Genomic DNA, 18,999 nt, shown 5'->3' with positions numbered 1-18,999 from the left:
CGGAGATCCACGATGACCCGTTGGACCGGACTGCCGATCGTCGCCGCACTGGCGCTGACCGCATGCGTGACGATCAATGTCTATTTCCCGGCCGCGGAAGCCAAGGAGGCTGCGCGCGAGTTCGTCGAGAACGTCATCGGCGACCAGGTGCCGGCGGACGCCACGCCGCCCGCGACGGTGCCCGGCGGCGGCATGGCCCAGCGCGGCGCGCGGTTCGATGCCTGGATGCTGCTGGGCATCGGCAGCGCGCAGGCGCAGACGCCCGACATCACCATCCGCACGCCGGCGGTGCAGGCGATCCAGTCGCGCATGGAGCAGCGCTTCAACGGCACGCTGCGGCCGCACTTCGACTCGGGTGCGCTGGGGTTCGGTGGCAACGGCCAGATCGTCGTACGCGATGCCTCGCAGCTGCCGATCAAGGATCGCGTGGCGATCAATGCGGCCGTGGCCGACGACAACCGTGACCGCCAGGCGGTGTACCGCGAGATCGCGGTCGCCAACGGGCATCCGGAATGGGAGGCACAGATCCGCGACGTGTTCGCGCGTCAGTGGATCGCCAGTGCGCGGTCGGGCTGGTGGTATCAGCAGGGCGGCAACTGGCAGCAGAAGTAACGCTCGCGTCAGTGCGTCACACGGGCCGCCTCCGGGCGGCCCGTTGCGTCCGGCTCGGTGGGCGGGGCGTGCGCGGCTTCTGCGACAATACGCGGCCCTTCGCCCGCAGCCTTCGCCACGTGGCCCGTAAACGTCTCGATCAGACCCCGTTCCAGGTCGACATTCTCGATCTCACCCACGATGGCCGCGGCGTCGCGCGCCTGCCCGACGGCAAGGCCGTGTTCGTGTCCGGCGCGCTGCCGGGCGAACAGGCCCTCGCCCAGCGCTTCGCACGCTCGCGCAGCTTCGACGAGGCGGTGACGCTGGAGGTACTGCGCGCATCCGAACACCGCATCACGCCGCGCTGCCCGCATTTCGGTACCTGCGGCGGTTGCGTGCTGCAGCATCTCGATGCCGGGCAGCAGATCCTCGCCAAGGCGCGCGTGCTGCGCGAGAACTTCGAGCGCATCGGCCACGTCACGCCGAAGCGCTGGATGGCGCCCCTGGTCGATCACGCCTGGGGCTACCGCCGCAAGGGCCGGTTCTCGGTCAAGCGGGTGGAGAAGAAGGACAAGACACTGGTCGGCTTCCGCGAGCGCGATCCGCGTTTCGTCGCCGACCTGCAGGAATGCCACACGGTGATCGCACCGATCGCGGCGATCATTCCGGCGCTGTCGCGGCTCGTCGACGGCCTGGACGCGCGCAGCACCATTCCGCAGATCGAGTTCATCGCCGGCGACCCGCGGCCCGAGTTCGACGGCATCGCGCTGGTGTTCCGGCATCTGCAGCCGTTGAGTGATGCCGATACCGCGGCCCTGCTCGCGTTCGCGCAGCAGCAGCGCATGGCGATCTTCCTGCAGCCGGGCGGCAACGACAGCGTGCATCCGCTGTGGCCCGAGGCGCCTGCGCTGGCATTCCGTCTGGCGCCCTGGGACGTGGAGCTGAGGTTCCGGCCGCTGGATTTCATCCAGGTCAACGCCGGCCTCAACGAGGCGATGATCGCGCGCACCTTCGAGCTGCTGGACCTGCAGCCCGAGGATCGCGTGCTCGACCTGTTCTGCGGGCTCGGCAATTTCACCCTGCCGATGGCGCGCCGCGTGCGCGAGGTCGTCGGCGTCGAGGGCGAAGCGGGGCTGGTGGTGCGGGCGAAGGAGAACGCGGCGCACAACGGGCTGGCGAATGCGCAGTTCCACGCGGCCGATCTCACCCAGGACCAGCGCGGCACCACGTGGATGCGCCAGGGCTTCGACAAGCTGCTACTCGACCCGCCGCGTTCGGGCGCGATCGACGTGCTGCGCCAGCTGCCGCTGGAGCGGTTCGGGCGTATCGTCTACGTCAGCTGCCATCCCGCCTCGCTGGCGCGCGATGCCGGGTATCTGGTCAACGAGCGTGGCTGGACGCTGTCGGACGCGGGTGTGATGGACATGTTCCCGCAGACCGCGCACGTCGAGTCGATCGCATTGTTCGAGAAGCGCTGAGGCGAGCTGCAGATGGGAATCGAGATCGAGCGCAAATTTCTCGTGGCGTCCGATGGCTGGCGCGCGGCGGCGCATCGTGTGCTGCCGATGGCGCAGGGGTATCTCAACGATCTCGCCGTCGTGCAGAGCGGCGCGCAGAAGACGTCGGTGCGGGTGCGGATCGAGGATGACGTCGCGTTCCTCAACATCAAGTCGCGCGAGCTGGGCACGACCCGCCAGGAGTTCGAACTGCCGCTGCCGGTCGACGATGCCCACGCACTGCTGGCGTTGTGCGTCGGCGGGCGCGTCGAGAAGCGGCGGCACCTGGTGCGACACGGCGGGCATCTGTGGGAAGTCGACGAGTTCCTCGGCGACAACGCCGGGCTGGTCGTGGCGGAGATCGAGCTCGACGCCGCCGACGCGCCGTTCGAACGCCCCGACTGGCTGGGCACCGAGGTCACCGACGAGTCGCGCTACTACAACCTGGCGCTGGCCTCGCATCCGTTCTCGCGCTGGAGCCTCGCGGAACGCGGCTGACGTGTGACCGTGATCGCGCGGCGGTGACGTGCGAGCCGATGCGGGTCATGCGTCGAGCACCCTGCCGCATGCGTAACCGCCGAGGGCGCGAGCTCACGACCACGACGTCATGGCGACTTGCCGCCCGCAGCGTCGCGCGCGGTCACGGCCGCCTGGGTAGGACGCGGCAAGCCGGAGGTCCACCGCGTTCCGCCCCGCACGGCGGCGGCTCCGACCTCAGGCCTCGACGACGGACGCCCGCTTTCGGAGGCAACACGCGCAACGCGAATCGCCCGCGGTGGAGCGCTCACCGCGCACCCGAGGCGGCCGATGAACGGGGCCGCACACGCCGACCGTGTTTTCCTCCGCTTCTGCGACAATGCCGGTCCGCATCGCCCGATGCGCTGGTTGGAGATGTCCGCAATGCTTGTGATCGGCGTGGCCGGCACCGAACTCACCGCGCAGGAACGCGAGTGGCTGCAGCACGACGCCTGCGCCGGCGTCATCCTGTTCAAGCGCAACGTCGCGTCGCGCGCGCAGATCGCCGAACTCGCGGCCGCGATCCGCGACGCCGCGCCGCGGCCGCAACTGGTGTGCGTGGACCAGGAAGGCGGCCGCGTGCAGCGGTTCCAGGACGGCTACACCGCCTTGCCGTCGCTGTCGGGTTTCGGCACGCAGTACCTCGCCGATCCCGAGGGCGCGCGCGCCGCGGCGCGCGCGCATGCGCAGCTGATGGCGCAGGAAGTGCGCGCCAGCGGCGTCGACCTGAGCTTCGCGCCGGTCGTCGATGTCGGTCACGGCAATCTGGCGATCGGCGACCGCGCGTTCTCCGAGGACCCGCACGTCGTCGCGGCGCTGACGCGCGCCTATGTCGAGGGCATGCACGAGGCCGGCATGGCCGCCACGCTCAAGCACTTCCCGGGTCACGGCTCGGTGCGCGAGGACACCCATTTCGACGACGCCGTCGACAACCGCAGTCTCGACGACATCCGCGCACATGATCTGGTGCCGTTCGTGGCCGGCATCGACGCCGGCGCCGATGCCGTGATGCTCGCGCACGTGGTCTATCCGCAGGTGGCGCCGGAGCCGGCCGGCTACTCGCCGCTGTGGATCAACACGATCCTGCGCGAGCAGATGGGCTTCCGCGGCGTCGTGTTCTCCGACGACATCGGCATGGCCGCGGCGTTCTCGGCCGGCGGCGTGAAATCGCGCGTGGACGCGCATCTCGACGCCGGTTGCGACGTCGTGCTGGTCTGTCATCCCGAACTCGTGGCCGAATCGCTGGCCGCGGTCGAGGGCCGCACGCTCAACACCATGGCGCTGGCCGGTCTGATCGGGCGCGGACCGCTCGGCTGGGACGGCGCGCTCGCCGGTGGCGCCTCTGCTGCCCGTACAGGAGATATCGCATGAACGTGCCCGACCTCGACGACGTCCTCGACACCGCCGACCTGCTGTTCGACCGCGACGCCCTCGAGGACGCCATCGAGGCGATGGCGGACGAGATCGCCGACGACTACGGCGACGACGACCGTCCGCCGGTGTTCCTGACGATCATGCACGGCGGGCTGCCGTTCGCTGCGCATCTGGCGTTCGCGCTGGGCGAGAACGAGATCGACCTCGAGATGGACTACCTGCACGCCACGCGCTACCGCGGCAACACCACGGGCTCAGGCTTGGCCTGGCTGCACCGCCCGGCGACGCCGTTGCAGGGCCGTCGCGTGCTGCTGGTCGACGACATCCTCGACGAAGGCCACACGCTGAAGGCGGTCAAGCACTGGTGCGAGGACCAGGGCGCGACCGATGTGCGCATCGCCGTGCTCGCGACCAAGGACCACGACCGCTGCGTCGACGGTGTGGAGGCCGACTACGTCGGCGTCGAAGTGCCCGACCGCTACGTGTTCGGTTACGGCATGGATTTCCACGAGCAGGGCCGCAATCTACCGGCGATCTACGCGCTGGCGGAGTAGGGACATGCGCCCGTCGGGTCGAGGGCCTTGCTGATTGGGCCGCTACGCCCGGGTTCGCCCTGTCGACCAGTAGGCCGTGCGCCGGAAGCTCGTGTAGGAGCGCGCTCGCGCGCGAACGGGCATTCCCGGAACGGCGTCATCGCGCGCAAGCGCGCTCCTACACGGCGTATTCCGCACGAGGTTTTGGGTCAGGTGGGCTGGAAGCGTGCGTGCGATAGGCGCCGGAACGAGACCTCGCGTGCGCCGTTCGCAGCTCGACCCCATTCCGCGAATTTTGTAGGAGCGCGCTCGCGCGCGAACGAGACTTCCCGGGAGGCCCGTTCGCGCGCGAGCGCGCTCCTGCAGGGGCGTGTTCCGTACGAGGTCTTGGGGCCGTGGGCCGGAACGAGTCCTCGCGTGCGCCGCACGCAGCCCGACCCCATTGCGCGCATCCCGTAGGAGCGCGCTGCTACGGGGCATGCGGGGCCTGACCCGATGGTCCAACGACGCCGCGACGCGCCGGCCCGCCAGCCCGCCGTCAGGAGATGCTGCCTTTCACGGCACGGCGTTGGACAATGGCGGTCCGCATCCGTTTCCCACTGCGAGCACCTCCATGAACCTCGACATCGACCTCGCCGTCATCGGCGGCACCGGCCTCTATCAATTGGCCGACCTGCAGGACGCGGAACCGCACCAGCCGGTCACGCGCTACGGCGCGCTGTCGGGCCCGGTGCGCGTCGGCATGCTCGACGGCAAGCGCGTGGCGTTTCTCGCCCGGCATGGCGAGGGGCATTCGGTGCCGCCGCACCAGGTGAACTACCGGGCGAACCTGGCGGCGCTGCAGGCGCTGGGTGCGACGCGGGTGCTGGCCCTCAATACCGTCGGCGGCATCACCGAGCGCTTCGGCCCGCGTGTGCTGGCGTGTCCGGACCAGTTGATCGACTACACCTGGGGCCGCGTCTCGACCTATTGCGAGGAGCCGGGCACCGACGTGCTGCACGTCGATTTCGGCGATCCCTACACGCCGTCGCTGCGCCGGCGTGTGCTCGACGCCGCGGCGGCTGCGGGCGTGGCACTGGTCGACGGCGGCTGCTACGGCGCCACCCAGGGGCCGCGGCTGGAAACGCGCGCCGAAATCGGGCGCATGCGCCGCGACGGCTGCGATCTGGTCGGCATGACCGGCATGCCGGAAGCCGGCCTCGCGCGTGAGCTCGGGCTGGACTATGCCTGCCTGGCGATCGTCGCCAACTGGGCGGCAGGCGCCGGGCCGCAGGTCGACGAGGTGATCACGTTCGAGGACGTGCTCGACAACGTCGCAGCCGCCTCATCCGGAATCCCGCCGCTGCTGCGCGCGTTGCTCGCCGGGTGATTGCGCGCCGGCCTGATTGCTTTGCATACTCGGGCGGCCGGTCGCGCGCCTTGCATGCGAGGCCGGTCATCACGTACCCAGACGAGGTCAGACGTTCATGCAATACGGCACAGTGAAGTGGTTCAACGACGCGAAGGGATTCGGATTCATCGCGCCTGAAGATGGAAGCGCGGACGTGTTCGTGCATTACTCGGCGATCAGCTCGTCGGGGTTCCGCTCGCTGCAGGAGGGGCAGCGTGTGAGTTATGAAGTCACCCAGGGCCCGAAGGGCGCACAGGCGACAGGCGTGGCACCGGCGGCCTGACGTCGGCGCGGGTGGTGGAGCGAAAAAGCCCCGCGTGTGCGGGGCTTTTTTCTGTAGGCCTCAGCGTGCGACAGGGCGCCAGCGCAGCGCCAGGCCGTACTCGCGACCGGCCTGGGTGTACCAGTTGACCGTTTCGTAGGTCTTGTCGAAGACATTGGTGGCCCGTGCCTCCAGCGTCCAGTCGGCGTGGAAGGCCCAGGCCATGCGCAGATCCATCGTGCCGTAGCCGGGGACGCGCACGGTGTTGGCGGCGTTGTCGTACCGGCTGCCTGCACCGCGCACCGTGCTGCCGATGCGGACGTCGCCGAAGGCGCGGTCGATGTCCAGCCGCCCGCTGTTGCGCGCACGCCGCGCGAGCAGATTGTCGAAATTCGCGTTGTCGCTGCGGTCGCGCGGATCGACGTGGCTGAGCTGGGTCGAGACGTCCCAACCGACGAGCGTGGTCGACGCGGTGAGTTCGGCGCCGCGGATGCGGGCCTGCTGGATATTCTGCGGCACGAACGCGGCATCGAGGAAGATCAGATCGTCGATGCGGCTTTCGAACACGTCGAACGACCAGCTCCAGGTGCCGCCGTACTGCGCGAGGCCGAGGTTCGCGGTTTTCGCGCGCTCCGGTTCCAGCTCCGGATTCGCGCTGTAGGGGAAGTAGAGATCGTTGAACGTCGGCGCCTTGAAGCTGGTGCCGGCACTGGCGTTGAACCGCAGCCCATGCGCGAGGTCGACGCCCCAGCCGAGGCTGCCGGTGGTGTGGCCGCCGAACTGCTCGTTGTCGTCGTGGCGCACGCCGGCCTGCACGCGGTGCGCGCCGAAGCGCGCGCGGTAGTCGGTGAACACGGCGAAATTGGTGCGCGAGGTCAATGCGTAGTCGGTGGCGCTTTCGACGTTGTCGGACTGCCAGTCGAAGCCCAGGCTCAGGTCCTGGGCGTCGGTCAGGCCCATGTCCGCCTGCAGCGAGGCGGTGTCGCGGCGCGTGTCGATCCGTCCGACGTCGCTGCGCGTGCCGGCATCGCCGTCGCGGAAGTAGGTCGTCGACTTGTCGTAGGCGCGGCCGGCCTGCGCGGTCAGGCGCACGTCGGTCGAGGGCGCGTAGACCAGCGTACCGCCGGCGACCTGCTGCACGATGTCGGCCTCGTTGCCGCCGAAGATGCTGCCGTCGAATTCATTGAACGCATCGGCATGCAGTGCGTTGCCTTCCAGGGTCAGGCCCTCGGCGAGTTCGACGCCGCCGCGCAGGTTGAACGAACGGTTGCGGTAGCCGTCGCGGTCGGGCTCGTCGACGAAGCAGCCCTGGAACAGCGTGCCCGAGCCGCGGCAGGCATTGATGCCATCGGTGCGCTGGAACGCCGCGTCCACGCCGAACCAGCCGCGGCCCGCGCGCGCGCCGATGCCGGCACTGGCTTCACGCAGCGCCTGGCTGCCGATGCCGACCCGTGCATACGGCGCCGGCGCGCCGTCGTGGCGACGGGTGAAGATCTGGATCACGCCGCCGATCGCGTCCGAGCCGTAGAGGCTCGAACGGGGACCGCGTACGATCTCGATGCGCTCGATCTGTTCGACCGGGATGTCCTGGATCGCCGGAATGCCGGCTGTCGCCGTGCCGATACGGATGCCGTCGACGAGCACCAGCACATGGTCGGATTCGGTGCCGCGCATGAAGATCGACGTGAGTTTCCCGGGGCCGCCCTGGTTGGCGATCTCGATGCCGGCGCGTCCGCGCAGCAAGTCGGGCAGGTTGCGTGGCTGCGTGCGTTCGATCTCTGCACGGTCGATCACCTGCGCGGGCGCGATGGTGTCGCCGAGCGTGCTCTCGCTGCGATTGGCGGTGACGAGCACGGTATCGAGATCGCGTGCGTCGGCGGCGGTGGCGGCGCTGGTCAGCGGCGAGGCGAGGGCGGCGACGATCGCCACGGTGAGGGTACGGAACGGCATTGCGGTCTCCTTGCGGCACGTACACCCACGCACGTGCGGCGGCTCGGTCAAGACGATCGCGCAGGCGGACACGGGCTGCCGACCGGACACACGAATGCCCGGAACGCCGCCGCGATGCCCGCCGCATCGCAATCAGTGGACTTCGGGGCCGGTCTCCGGACTTGCGCGTGGGCCGCAGGGGCCCGGGCGTCGCGCCTTCCCATGCCGGAGCACAGTGGCGGATGCGATGCCTTGAACACGCTTACCGTTGCGGGGGCAGTGCCGGAATGGAGGTCGCGTCGCGACCGTCGTCACCGGCTTCCCGTTTCAATCCGCCGGACGAACGCCGGTGGATCACCTCGAAGCAGGCGCGATTGTACGTCAGGTCATCGGCCCGATCGCGGCGACGTGGACGCGTGCCATGCCGGTGACGCGATGCGTCGGCCCGGTCAGTCGTCCTGGCGATCGAAGAGGCGGTCGGCCGGTGCGTCGTCGGGCGCGGGCTCCTGGTGCATCGTCGTGGTGACCGGCCCGGCGGCCGGGCGGCCGCGCGGATCGGGCAGCAGCGCGATCGCCGCTTCGGCGGCCGCGACCAGCTCCTGGCGCCGCGCCTCGGGCACGTCCTGCCAGTGGCAGCCGCGCAGCGCGCCCTCGAGCGAATAGAGCAGGTTGAGGCTCGGCTTGAAGCCTGCGCGGCGCACGCGCATGAAGGCCTCCAGCGGACCGACGGCCTCGAGATCCTCGCGCGTGCGTAGGCCCACCTGGCGCAGCCACGCAGCCGATTTCGGGCCGATGTTGCGTAACGCCGACGTGGTCACCGCAGGCTCTCGACGTAGAGCGCGGCGATGGCTTCCAGACCCGCCTGGTCGTCGGCGTCGAAACGCGCGGGCAGCGGGCTGTCGAGGTCGAATACGCCGACCAGTTGCTCGCCCGCGAACAGCGGCACCACCAGCTCCGAGCGCGATGCGCTGTCGCAGGCGATGTGGCCCGGAAATGCGTGCACGTCGTCGACGCGCTGGGTCTGCCGGGTGCGTGCCGCGGCGCCGCAGACGCCCTTGTCGAGCGGAATGCGCACGCAGGCGGGCAGGCCCTGGAATGGCCCGACGACGAGCTCGGTGCCGTCGAACAGATAGAAGCCCACCCAGTTGAGATCGGGCAGCGCGTGATAGACGAGCGCCGACAGGTTGGCGGCGTTCGCGATGCGATCCGCTTCTCCATCCAGCAGGGCGCGGACCTGCGCGGCGAGCGCGGCATACTGCTCCGGCTTGGAGCCGTCGAGAGGAGTGGTCGTGAACATGCCGTCGAGTGTAGCAGCGGGCCCGGCCCCGTCTCCCCGGGCGCAGGCGCGCAGTTGTCTGGTCACCGGCACCGATACCGGCATCGGCAAGACCCACGCCAGCGTGGCGCTGTTGCACGCGCTGCGTGCGCAGGGGCATCGCGCGGTCGGCATGAAACCCGTTGCCAGTGGCTGCGACTGGATCGACGGCCGCTGGCGCAACGAGGACGCGCTGGCGTTGCAGGCGGCCAGCGATCCGCGTCCCGCTTACGACGACGTCAACCCGGTCGCGCTGCCCGAACCGACGGCGCCGACGCTGGCCGCCATCGCGGCGGGCGTGACCGTCGACATCGCCAGCCTGCACGCCGCGCACGCACGCCTCGCGGCGAGCGCCGACATCGTGCTGGTCGAAGGCGCCGGCGGTTGGGATGCACCGCTCGCCGCGGGCCTGGAGCACCGGGACCTCGCCCGACACCTCGGAGGCGCGGTGGTGCTGGTGGTCGGGCTCAGGCTCGGCTGTCTGAGCCATGCCCGCCTGACCGCGCGCGCGGTCGCCGCCGACGGCTGCCGCCTCGTCGGATGGATCGGCAACCGGATCGACCCCGTCTTCCCGCGTGCCGACGACTACGTCGGCCTGCTGACCGATGCGCTGCCGGCGCCGTGCTTGGGGGTGCTGCCGTTCGTCGCCAACGGCGTCGGCGCGCACGATGTACTGGTCCTCGATGCGGCCTGGACCGCGATGCTCTGAGCACACGGCCGGTTGTAGGTCCCGCGCTAAGTGAGAACGCTGACCCGGCCCAAGCGTGGCGGCAACACAGAAAAAAAGCGCCGGCCGATTGGAGCGCGGCCGGCGCTGGCGTTCTTAGTTTGTCAAACGGCCTTGGAGGCTAACTCCACTGTAGGCCGTCACGCCAATCAACCGAACATAATAAGTGCCGGGGTTAGGCGTACTGACGGTTATTACTTCATTGTTTCCAGGTCGCTGAGATATGAAGTCGTGACTAGAGTCACTTGGGACCGCGCCAAACTTCGCCTGCAGGGTCACGTTACCTGAGCCGCCTGAAGAAATAAGACGAAGCAAAGTTGTTCCTACGGGCACTTCTATGCGATAGAGATGCGCTGATGCCGCAGGACCTTCTAAGCCTGTCACCGGAACGCCCGGCTCCAGTACATCGACGCCTGCCACAACACTTTCGAAGATCTCTTCCAACGTCGCTGCGTAGTCATCCGCAGTTGCACCAGGCATGTAGAAGTACAGTCCGCCAGTTTCTGCCGCAAGCCGGGAGAAGTCCGCTCTCGCTGACTTCGTGGCGGCCGATACATAAGAGCTATTACCGTCCATTGCCCTTGTTCGACCCGCTGCCGCCGCGGCGACACAATCGCCGGAGAGTAGTACGTTTACCCGAGTTCCCCGTGCTTGTGCACGAGCAATCAAAGAATCTAAGCTAATCCCGCCTTGGGGTGAAGCATCCGTGGCGAGAATGATAGATCCCTCGCTCTCTTCATCAGTTTCGATTCCGCTAAGCGCCAATGAGATTGCGCCGAAAGCGTCCTCCGGGCAGTCCCCACCTCCACTCGGGCTCAAAGAATTGATCGCGGCTAAGACTGCGCCTGTGTCGGTCGTATTCGAAAGCCGAAGAGTAGGGCTGTCCTTGAAGCTAACAAGTTCATAGGACGTTTCTCTCTGGCGCTCTCCTGTGTTGTTGCTGGCTACAAAGTTCGCGAGAGCTGTCTTCACTCCGGCGAGCTGAGTTCCCATTGATCCAGTGTCGTCAATTGCAAGACCGATTCTCGCTGGGGGCCAAGTGGTAACTAAATTCTGAACTCGGATCTCATCGCCGCATGATCCAATGTGAGTTGATTCGAGCACAGTACGATTCTGCGGGTTGCGAGCTCCGCCACTCACTTTCAAAATACTAAAATTAACTTGAGACTTACTTGAAAGTAATGTATCGACAACCAGCGTTCCATTTCGTATGCCTCCGATTGGATCTCGGGAGACTGTAGAGGCCATGAAACCGGCAACCTCGGCGCTCTGGGCGCTAAATGGGCAAGTAACAGTCGTAGCCGCCTCCCCGATGAGTGTGGTCGCACCCCCCGAGGCGATCAAGACAGTTGGTGATCCGAAACCCCAAAAGATTCCCGCAGGCCCTATCGCAAGCCCGTCTTCCTCAGTAGACGGCTTTGTCAGCGTGACGCTTCCAGACCGTATATCAATGCTGTACACGATGCCCGGATCGAGCTGGTGAAGGTAGTCAAGTCCTTGTGATTCAAGCAGGAGGCCTAGTTCGGGTCGCTCACGAACAGCGGCGTTAGAATATTGCTTTGACCTATCTGCCAACTTTGGATCAGGAAAGTACCCACGATCTTGGGCGATTGCTCCTGATGCGCAGCACGCGATCCCGGCGAAAATTGCGAGCGTTGCCAGACTTATTCCGTACCCATTCTTCCATTTAATGGTGAATCTCCATATATACAAAACGGAAACACGCAGCCCCAGTGCTGCGTGGTTTTAATGCGCTTGAGCGCATTATTCTTTGCCGTCCATTCTGGCTGGAGCGAATGATGTACGGCCATAGACAGTCCCGGCGCTTGTAACTAGAAATCCTTCTTCAATGTTGGGAGTCATTTTTTTTTCAACGTCGAACTGCATAAGCCGCACAAGGCTTGCGAAAGCGACATTCAGCTGGTGCGACGCGTCCAGGTAGGCCACCATGTGAGCGTGCTCACTACCCTTTAGCACGACTAGTTCGTGGAAATTCGTTCGGTCACCGAGTTTAGGTGCGAGCTCGGAAATTGCGCCAATAATGATGCAGATATCATCGATGGCAGTATTCTGCAGCTCACTATGCTCGTCGCTGCATTTCACTTCTGCAAGAGCGCTGACTGCGAGGCGCAGGAGCGCGGCAGCGGAATCCAGTGCGGTACTCGCTACTTCTAGCTCCGTTGCGGCATGGGCTGCTCGCTCCCTGAGAGCATTCGAGATGTATTTCAGATTTTGTACGGCTTCTTCCATGGGGAGTCCGTGTGTCAGATCTTGAAGTCACTCATCAGTTCTTTTAAAGCTCAGTGCCACCACGAAGAGGCGCTCCCGCATGGCAGTGATTGCGGGGATGTGTGACAGCAAAGCTCCTGCTTCATGCCGGCACGCTGCGCGTTATCGACCGCACTGCCATTCATATATCCAATGCGATCTTGGCGAGCAGTGGGCATTTGCACTCAGGAACTGAAGTGCTATCATATCGTGAAATCGACGTCAATATTTATCTTGGCTATCAGATGCTGAGCTAAGCATGGCGCAACCGACCGTCGTCGTTAGCTAGTGGTGCGGAAGTGCCCTGCATTTGGAGGCAGGCTTCAAGCCACCCCTCTCTTGGAGCCAACGAGCATCTTGCAGATGTAACGGTGTGGAGGGATGTCAGCTGATAGTGAAAAGGCGCTTAGCAGGGCGGAGAGAACTGGTTCGCTTGCGCCTTAATTGCTGGAGAGTCGCGTCATATGCTGGAACTCGCAAATTTCCTTACGGGTCAGATGGCTTTTGTCCACAGAACTTAAATATCGAAGTTCTAGGATTCCGACAGACCAATGGAATGGCCGATTCGATGAAGCCGGACTCAGCTCTCTTCTGTTCGCTCTCCAGACATGCGTCTGTAAGAAGACATTCAAAAGCAATAGCCAAGGACCTCAGGGCTGTTCTTCGCTGTGCGTCGGTGAGAGACCGTCGGTGCCTCACGTGGAGCTTCAACGTCGGAGATGCGCCCGACAGCGAGTTGCTACATGTTGTCGCCGCCCTAACGCGTGATCGTTACGACGTCGTCTTCGAACGAGATCTCGGCTTCGTGTTCCACTTCACGGTGACGTGGTAAAAGCATCCGGGATGCCAGCAGCGGCGATTGCTCCGCTCCCGAACCCCCAAACGACGCGCTGAGGTGGTCGCTGGTGTGCCGCGCCCTTCCGCGCCAAACGCACCTCCTGTTCGCTCTTCTCAGCGACAGAAAGACCCTGTTGAGGGAACTCTCACCTTATGGGGTCAGTTCTGCGGAAATTCTCAGCCTTGGGCGCAATTTCACTCTCATCTACCTGCGACAGCCCGCTTATAACCGACTGAATTTGCCGTCTCCGCGTTCTCATTTCATGCGGTCACCTACACGGGTGCGGTGTGCGGGCGAAAAAAAGGCGCGGCCGAAGCCGCGCCTGTCCGGTGTGCAGGCGCCGGGACTCAGTGTCCTTGCGGCGCCGGTTCCAGATCGTCGTCGTCGCGGCCCTTCGCGTCCCGTGCCTCGACCGCGTCCCGGTCGTGGCTGTGGTCGCGTGCCAGCAGCAGGTAGAACGCCGGCAGCACGAACAGCGTGAACGCGGTGCCCAGCGACATGCCGGCGGCGATCACCAACCCCATCGAGAAGCGCGCGGCCGCACCAGGGCCGCTTGCGATCAGCAGCGGTCCCATCGCGAACACCAGGGCCGCGGTGGTCATCAGCACCGGGCGCAGGCGGATCGCCGCGGCCTGCTCGATCGCCTCGGCCTTCGACAGGCCTTCGTTGATCTGCAGCTTGTTGGCGAACTCCACGATCAGGATGCCGTGCTTGGAGATCACGCCGACCAGCGTCACCAGGCCCACCTGGGTGTAGATGTTGATCGACATGCCGGGGAAGGCCTCGATGCCGGCGAACTGCAGCACGCCCGACAGCAGCGCCAGTGCGTTGAGCACCAGCAGCGCGCCGCTGATCGCCATCGGCACCGTCATCAGCATGATCAACGCATCGCGGAAGCTCTCGAACTGCGCCGACAGCACCAGGAAGATGATGATCAGCGCGAATGCCAGCGTGACCAGCATCGTCGTGCCTTCCTGCTTGAACTGGCGCGACTCGCCGGCGTAGTCGACGCTGTAGCCCTGCGGCAGCACGTCGGCCGCGATTTCGTCGAGCACGCGCAGCGCCTCGCCCTTCGACACGCCCGGACGCGGCGCGAAGGTGATGCCCACAGCATTGAGCTGCTGGAAGCGCTTGAGCGACTGCGGCTGCGCGCTTTCCTTGAATGTCACCACGGTGGAGAGCGGAATCAGTTCGCCGTCGCGGGTGCGCGTGTAGTAGTTGCCGATCTGCTCGGGGTTGAGCCGGTCGCTGCGCTGCACCTGCGGGATCACGCGGTAGGAGCGGTTCTCCATCGCGAAGCGGTTGACGTAGCCGCCGGCGAGCAGGGCGCTCATGTCGGCGGCCAGCGTGCGCATGTCGATCCCCAGCAGGGCCGCCTTGTCGCGGTCGATCTGCACTTCGACGCGCGGCTTGTCGATCTTCAGGTCCTTGTCGAGGAAGATGAAACGCCGGCTCTCCTGCGCGCGCGCGACGACCTGGTCGGCGAGTTCGTTGAGCTGCTCCAGCGAGCCGATACCGCCGATCAGGAACTCGCCGCCGCCATCGCCGCCGGCCGAGGGCAGCGACGGTGGCACCAGCGCGAAGATGTTCAGGCCGGTGATCTCGGCGAGCTTGGGCTGCAGGTCCTGCTGCAGGATCTGGTTGGTCGAGCGGTCGCGCTGGCTCCAGGGCTTCATGACGAAGCCGCCCATCGCGCTGTTGCTGCCGCCCATGCCGCCGAAGCCGCCGTTGAACAGGAAGAAATCATTGATTTCGGGAATCTGCTCGACGACCGCCGTCATCTCCTCGGTGTAGCGCTCGACGTAGTCGAGCGTGCTCGCCGCGTCGGCGCTGCCGATCGCGAACACGAAGCCTTCGTCCTCCGGCGGCGCCGGTTCCTGCGGGGCGCCGGTATAGAGGAACACGCACGACACCAGCACGATCGCGCCGAACACCAGGATCACCCAGCGCGTCTGCAGCGCGCCGTGCAGCTTGCGCTGGTAGCCCTGCTGCAGCCAGTCGAACCGGCGGTCGAGCCATTGCTCGAGCCGGCTCTTGCTGGACTCGCTGTGCGGCTTGAGGATCCGGGCGCACATCATCGGCGTGAGCGTCAGCGCGATCACGCCCGACAGCAGCACCGCACCGGCCAGCGTGAACGCGAACTCGGTGAACAGCACGCCGGTTAGGCCGCCCTGGAAACCGATCGGCAGATACACCGCCACCAGCGTCGTCGTCATCGCCACCACCGGCCACGCCAGCTCGCGCGCACCGCGGATCGCCGCATCGTGCGGCGTCATGCCGTCCTCGATGTGGCGGTGGATGTTCTCGAGCACGATGATCGCGTCGTCGACCACGATGCCGATCGCCAGCACCATCGCCAGCAGGGTCAGCAGGTTGATGGTGAAGCCCATCAGCAGCATCAGGAACAGCGCGCCGACCAGCGACAGCGGCACCGTGACCGCCGGAATCAGCACGCTGCGGAACGAGCCCAGGAACAGGTAGATGACGACGATCACGATGATCACCGCCTCGATGATCGTGCGGATGACCTCGTTGATGCCGTCCTGGATCGATTCGGTGCTGTCGTAGGGAATCGTCGCCTCGATGCCTTCGGGCAGCTGCGGCACGATCTCCTCGTCCCAGGCGCGGCGCACGTCGGCGATCACATCGAGCGAATTGGCATCGGGCGAGACGAAGATGCCCATGAAGGTCGCCGCATCGCCGTTGATGCGCACAGACGAACCGTAGTTCTCCGAGCCCAGCACGACATCGGCGATGTCGCCCAGGCGCACGATCGCGCCGTCGGCCTCGCGTACGACCAGCGCGCGGAATTCCTCGGGCGTGCGCAGGTCGGTGCGCGCGGTGAGATCCACCGACACCATCTGGCCCTTGGTCGAGCCCAGTGCCGACAGCACGTTGTTGGACTGCAGGGCGGCGTAGACGTCGCTGGCGGTCACGCCGAGCGCGGTCATGCGGTCGGGCTTGAGCCACACGCGCATCGCGAACGCGCCCGGCCCCATGATCTCGGCGCGCTGCACGCCCGGGATCGTCGCGATGCGCGGTTCGACCGCGCGGGTCAGGTAGTCGGTGATCTGGTTGTCGTTGAGCTGTTCGCTGGCGAACGAGACGTACATCGCCGCGACCTGCTGGCCCTGCTGCAGGTCGATCACCGGATCTTCCGATTCGGCCGGCAGTTCGCTGCGCAGCTTGTTGACCTTGGCCGCGATCTGCGTGAGCGCCTCGTTCGGGTCGTAGTCCAGACGGATGTAGGCCTGGATCACGCTGACACCGGCCGAGCTGGTGGAGGTGATGTAGTCGATGCCCTCGGCGCTGGCGACCTCGCGTTCCAGCGGCGTCGTGATGAAGCCCTGGATCAGGTCGGCGTCGGCGCCGAAGTAGGTCGTGCTGACGTTGACGACCGCGTTCTGCAGCTCGGGGTACTGGCGTACGTTGAGCTCGGAGAACGCGCGCAGGCCGAACAGCAGGATGAAGAGGCTGACGACGATCGCCAGCACGGGTTTGCGGATGAAGATGTCGGTGAATTTCATCTCGGTCTCCCCCGCGCAGCGAAGCGCGGGTCAGGGAGCGGGGCGCGCGGAACGCGCGGCGGTCAGCGGTTCTGCGGCGTCGGCGCGTCGTCGGCGCTGGGCTGCACGCGGTTGTTGATGGTCACCACGGCGTCGTTGCGCAGCTTGAGCAGGCCGGTGGTCGCCACGCGCTCGCCGGGCTTCAGGCCCTCGGTCACCGCGATCAGGTCACCGCGCGTGGCCCCGGTGGTGATGAAGCGCTGGCGCACGATCAGGGTCGGGCCCCCGGTCTCGCCCTCAGGGCTGGCGGCCGCGTTCCCGCCTTCGGCATCGGCAGGACGTTCGCTGACCACGTAGACCGCATTGCCGTAGGGGTTGAAGCTCACCGCGGTCTGCGGAATCACCACGACCTGCTGCTCGCCGCCGACGGCCATGCTCACGCGGGCGAACGCGCCCGGACGCAGAACGCCGTCGGGATTGGCGAGCGTGGCCTGCACCATGAAGTTGCGCGTGCCGGCATCGACTGCGGGCTCGATCGCGGTGATCCTGCCTTCGAAGCGCTGGTCGGGCAGCGCGTCGATGGCGACCTGGACCGTCGCGCCTTCGCTGATCATCGGCAGCTGCTGCTCGGGCAGCGAGAAGTCGACGAAGATCGGGTCGAGCTGCTGCAGGCTCACGATCGGGGTTCCGGGCGACAGGAACTGGCCCAGGTTGACCTTGCGGATGCCGAGCACGCCGTCGAACGGCGCGCGGATGGTCTTCTGCGCGATCAACGCACGCTGCGCCTCGACATCGGCCTGCGCGGTGGCCGCCTGCGTGCCGCGCTCCTCGACCTCGGCCTGCGAGACCAGCTGGTCCCGACCCAGCGCCTGCCAACGATCGCGCTGCACGGCGGCGAGCTTGGCCGCCGCCTCGCTCGCGCGCAGCACTGCCAGCTCGTTGTCGGTATTGAGTTCCACCAGCACGGTGCCCGCACGCACCGGCTGGCCCGGCTCGAACGAGAGCCGGCGGACGACGCCACCGGCTTCGGTGGTGACGTCGGTGCCGTTGACCGCGACCAGCGTGCCGACGGCGTCCAGCGGCGTCGCCCAGGCCTGTGCCTCGGCGTCGAAGGTGGTGATCGCTACCGCCGGCTGCGGCATGTTGTCGAAGAAGTCGTTCATGCCACGGCCCATCAGCGCCTTGGCCGCGAACACGCCGCCGAACAGCACGGCGGTGACCAGCAGCACGACGAACAGGCGGAGACCGGGGCGGGGTTTGCGCGTGGGAGATGGCGTCCGGGACATGGTGGAGTTCCGTCAGGGAAGAGAAGCGGGAGGTGTCGGGGCGATGCTCGCCCAGTCGGTGCCGAAGACGGCATGGCTGACGTGCGCGACGAGGCGGTCGAGCGCAGCCTCGTCGGCGGTGTCGAACAGGGGCTGCCAGCCGTAGCCGTTGAGCAGGTATTGCAGCTGCTGCACGAGGACCCGGTAGGGATCGCCGGCCATCTGCGGATCGAGCATGCCCTGCTGCTGGGCCAGCGTGTGCATGCCGATGGTCATCAGCCACGGGCCCATCGTCAGGGCGGTGGGCGAGAGGCGGCAGTCGGCGGGCAGGTCACCGCGCGCGCGCGCTTCCCGGGCGATGCCCTCGATCAGGTCGCTCAGCGGCCGGCAGGCCTCCAGCGCGCGTCGCCGTGATTCCGCCGAGGCGGCGCCCCAGACCACTTCGGTCCAGACGAACTGGGCCAGACGGAAATGCTCGGGTTGCTCGCGCATGATCAGCAGGTCGGCCAGCACGACGGCGAGCATCTTCTCGCGCGTGCCGCCGGACCAAGCGGCTGCGCGTTCGAACAGTTCCACCCGGTCGAGGCTGTTGCGCGTGGCCAGCGTCACCAGCAGGTCTTCCTTGCTGGCGAAATGCTTGTACAGCGTGCCGATCGCATAGCCGCTCTCCTCGGCAACCCGGGCCATCTGCAGCGACAGCAGGCCGTCGCGCTGGATCAGCGCCTGGGCGGCATCGAGCATCGCCTGCTCGCGTCGGGCGACGTCGCGCTGGCGGCGGGCGATCACGGTCGAAACGCTGGACATCGCGTCGGCTGAACAGGGAGGGGGCGGCAGTATGAATCCGATTCGCGACGTGAGCAAGGTTCGCCAGCGGCCGGGAGGCGGGCAATCGCGGCCATGGCGCGGCATGACTTTCTGCACGCTGCTGCGTCTGGCTGAATTAGCTATACTGACCAGTATAGAAATACCCCCGAACCGCCTCTCCCCCC

Annotated in this window: 16 protein-coding genes and 1 riboswitch; of the genes, 8 read left to right on the top strand and 8 right to left on the bottom strand. The window is 66.5% G+C overall.

Going from position 1 to position 18,999, the window contains the following annotated elements; translation table 11 throughout:
• The first annotated feature begins 12 nt into the window (after nt 1–12).
• From ACF3M1_RS10295 to ACF3M1_RS10265, 7 genes are all read left to right on the top strand, one after another.
• A complete protein-coding gene (locus tag ACF3M1_RS10295) occupies nt 13–612 on the top strand; it encodes a YdbL family protein (RefSeq protein ID WP_394000350.1) in 600 nt (199 codons plus the stop codon).
• A 119-nt stretch (nt 613–731) separates the two neighbouring features.
• A complete protein-coding gene (gene rlmD / locus ACF3M1_RS10290) occupies nt 732–2,069 on the top strand; it encodes a 23S rRNA (uracil(1939)-C(5))-methyltransferase RlmD (RefSeq protein ID WP_394000348.1) in 1,338 nt (445 codons plus the stop codon).
• A gap of 12 nt (nt 2,070–2,081) precedes the next feature.
• Nucleotides 2,082–2,585 carry a CYTH domain-containing protein gene (locus ACF3M1_RS10285; protein WP_394000346.1) on the top strand — a complete coding sequence of 168 codons (504 nt, stop codon included), beginning with the start codon at nt 2,082–2,084 and terminating at the stop codon, nt 2,583–2,585.
• A 402-nt stretch (nt 2,586–2,987) separates the two neighbouring features.
• A complete protein-coding gene (gene nagZ, locus ACF3M1_RS10280; protein WP_394005235.1) occupies nt 2,988–3,974 on the top strand; it encodes a beta-N-acetylhexosaminidase in 987 nt (328 codons plus the stop codon).
• On the top strand, nt 3,971–4,531 hold the full coding sequence (locus ACF3M1_RS10275) for a hypoxanthine-guanine phosphoribosyltransferase (RefSeq protein WP_394000344.1): 561 nt from the start codon (nt 3,971–3,973) through the stop codon (nt 4,529–4,531). Before nagZ ends, ACF3M1_RS10275 begins: the two co-directional genes overlap by 4 nt.
• Before the next feature lie 592 nt (nt 4,532–5,123).
• Nucleotides 5,124–5,879: an S-methyl-5'-thioinosine phosphorylase gene (locus ACF3M1_RS10270; RefSeq protein ID WP_394000342.1), complete on the top strand. Its 756-nt coding sequence runs from the start codon at nt 5,124–5,126 to the stop codon at nt 5,877–5,879.
• Nucleotides 5,880–5,976: 97 nt separating this feature from the next.
• Nucleotides 5,977–6,183, top strand: coding sequence for a cold-shock protein (locus tag ACF3M1_RS10265; protein ID WP_394000340.1), 207 nt, complete (start codon nt 5,977–5,979; stop codon nt 6,181–6,183).
• Between the two features lie 60 nt (nt 6,184–6,243).
• On the opposite strand, the gene btuB is transcribed toward ACF3M1_RS10265, so the two are convergent.
• The 3 genes from btuB to ACF3M1_RS10250 all read right to left on the bottom strand — a co-directional run bounded on the left by btuB (nt 6,244) and on the right by ACF3M1_RS10250 (nt 9,388).
• Complete coding sequence (gene btuB, locus ACF3M1_RS10260) at nt 6,244–8,112, bottom strand: TonB-dependent vitamin B12 receptor (RefSeq protein ID WP_394000338.1); 1,869 nt, start codon at nt 8,110–8,112, stop codon at nt 6,244–6,246.
• Between the two features lie 128 nt (nt 8,113–8,240).
• Nucleotides 8,241–8,468: riboswitch (cobalamin riboswitch) on the bottom strand.
• Between the two features lie 72 nt (nt 8,469–8,540).
• A complete protein-coding gene (locus ACF3M1_RS10255) occupies nt 8,541–8,909 on the bottom strand; it encodes a TfoX/Sxy family protein (protein ID WP_394000337.1) in 369 nt (122 codons plus the stop codon).
• The gene (locus tag ACF3M1_RS10250) at nt 8,906–9,388 is read right to left on the bottom strand and encodes a GAF domain-containing protein (protein WP_394000335.1); all 483 of its coding nucleotides are present in this window, start codon (nt 9,386–9,388) and stop codon (nt 8,906–8,908) included. Before ACF3M1_RS10250 ends, ACF3M1_RS10255 begins: the two co-directional genes overlap by 4 nt.
• Here ACF3M1_RS10250 and bioD point away from each other — a divergent pair.
• Nucleotides 9,387–10,115, top strand: coding sequence for a dethiobiotin synthase (gene bioD, locus ACF3M1_RS10245; protein WP_394000333.1), 729 nt, complete (start codon nt 9,387–9,389; stop codon nt 10,113–10,115). The genes ACF3M1_RS10250 and bioD overlap by 2 nt on opposite strands.
• Nucleotides 10,116–10,229: 114 nt before the next feature.
• Here the strand turns inward: bioD and ACF3M1_RS10240 are convergent, their stop codons facing one another.
• The 5 genes from ACF3M1_RS10240 to ACF3M1_RS10220 all read right to left on the bottom strand — a co-directional run bounded on the left by ACF3M1_RS10240 (nt 10,230) and on the right by ACF3M1_RS10220 (nt 18,814).
• On the bottom strand, nt 10,230–11,381 hold the full coding sequence (locus ACF3M1_RS10240; RefSeq protein ID WP_394000331.1) for a pre-peptidase C-terminal domain-containing protein: 1,152 nt from the start codon (nt 11,379–11,381) through the stop codon (nt 10,230–10,232).
• 516 nt (nt 11,382–11,897) lie between these two features.
• The gene (locus ACF3M1_RS10235) at nt 11,898–12,383 is read right to left on the bottom strand and encodes a hypothetical protein (protein WP_394000329.1); all 486 of its coding nucleotides are present in this window, start codon (nt 12,381–12,383) and stop codon (nt 11,898–11,900) included.
• A 1,203-nt stretch (nt 12,384–13,586) separates the two neighbouring features.
• Nucleotides 13,587–16,766 carry an efflux RND transporter permease subunit gene (locus ACF3M1_RS10230; protein WP_394000327.1) on the bottom strand — a complete coding sequence of 1,060 codons (3,180 nt, stop codon included), beginning with the start codon at nt 16,764–16,766 and terminating at the stop codon, nt 13,587–13,589.
• 62 nt (nt 16,767–16,828) lie between these two features.
• Complete coding sequence (locus tag ACF3M1_RS10225; protein ID WP_394000325.1) at nt 16,829–18,031, bottom strand: efflux RND transporter periplasmic adaptor subunit; 1,203 nt, start codon at nt 18,029–18,031, stop codon at nt 16,829–16,831.
• A 12-nt stretch (nt 18,032–18,043) separates the two neighbouring features.
• On the bottom strand, nt 18,044–18,814 hold the full coding sequence (locus ACF3M1_RS10220; RefSeq protein ID WP_394000324.1) for a TetR/AcrR family transcriptional regulator: 771 nt from the start codon (nt 18,812–18,814) through the stop codon (nt 18,044–18,046).
• Nucleotides 18,815–18,999: the final 185 nt, after the last annotated feature.

Origin of the sequence: Luteimonas sp. WGS1318, assembly GCF_043187535.1 — a bacterium.
GTDB lineage: Bacteria > Pseudomonadota > Gammaproteobacteria > Xanthomonadales > Xanthomonadaceae > Luteimonas.
This window is presented reverse-complemented; position numbering and strand designations above follow the sequence as displayed.

Bases quoted from the DNA above. Each gene is read 5' to 3' on its own strand.
- ACF3M1_RS10270 (WP_394000342.1), top strand. From the start codon at position 5,124: ATGAACCTCGACATCGACCTCGCCGTCATCGGCGGCACCGGCCTCTAT.
- ACF3M1_RS10235 (WP_394000329.1), bottom strand. From the start codon at position 12,383: ATGGAAGAAGCCGTACAAAATCTGAAATACATCTCGAATGCTCTCAGG.
- ACF3M1_RS10230 (WP_394000327.1), bottom strand. From the start codon at position 16,766: ATGAAATTCACCGACATCTTCATCCGCAAACCCGTGCTGGCGATCGTC.
- ACF3M1_RS10220 (WP_394000324.1), bottom strand. From the start codon at position 18,814: ATGTCCAGCGTTTCGACCGTGATCGCCCGCCGCCAGCGCGACGTCGCC.
- ACF3M1_RS10275 (WP_394000344.1), top strand. From the start codon at position 3,971: ATGAACGTGCCCGACCTCGACGACGTCCTCGACACCGCCGACCTGCTG.
- btuB (WP_394000338.1), bottom strand. From the start codon at position 8,112: ATGCCGTTCCGTACCCTCACCGTGGCGATCGTCGCCGCCCTCGCCTCG.
- ACF3M1_RS10295 (WP_394000350.1), top strand. From the start codon at position 13: ATGACCCGTTGGACCGGACTGCCGATCGTCGCCGCACTGGCGCTGACC.
- ACF3M1_RS10285 (WP_394000346.1), top strand. From the start codon at position 2,082: ATGGGAATCGAGATCGAGCGCAAATTTCTCGTGGCGTCCGATGGCTGG.
- ACF3M1_RS10240 (WP_394000331.1), bottom strand. From the start codon at position 11,381: ATGGCCTCTACAGTCTCCCGAGATCCAATCGGAGGCATACGAAATGGA.
- ACF3M1_RS10225 (WP_394000325.1), bottom strand. From the start codon at position 18,031: ATGTCCCGGACGCCATCTCCCACGCGCAAACCCCGCCCCGGTCTCCGC.
- ACF3M1_RS10250 (WP_394000335.1), bottom strand. From the start codon at position 9,388: ATGTTCACGACCACTCCTCTCGACGGCTCCAAGCCGGAGCAGTATGCC.
- ACF3M1_RS10265 (WP_394000340.1), top strand. From the start codon at position 5,977: ATGCAATACGGCACAGTGAAGTGGTTCAACGACGCGAAGGGATTCGGA.
- bioD (WP_394000333.1), top strand. From the start codon at position 9,387: ATGCCGTCGAGTGTAGCAGCGGGCCCGGCCCCGTCTCCCCGGGCGCAG.
- nagZ (WP_394005235.1), top strand. From the start codon at position 2,988: ATGCTTGTGATCGGCGTGGCCGGCACCGAACTCACCGCGCAGGAACGC.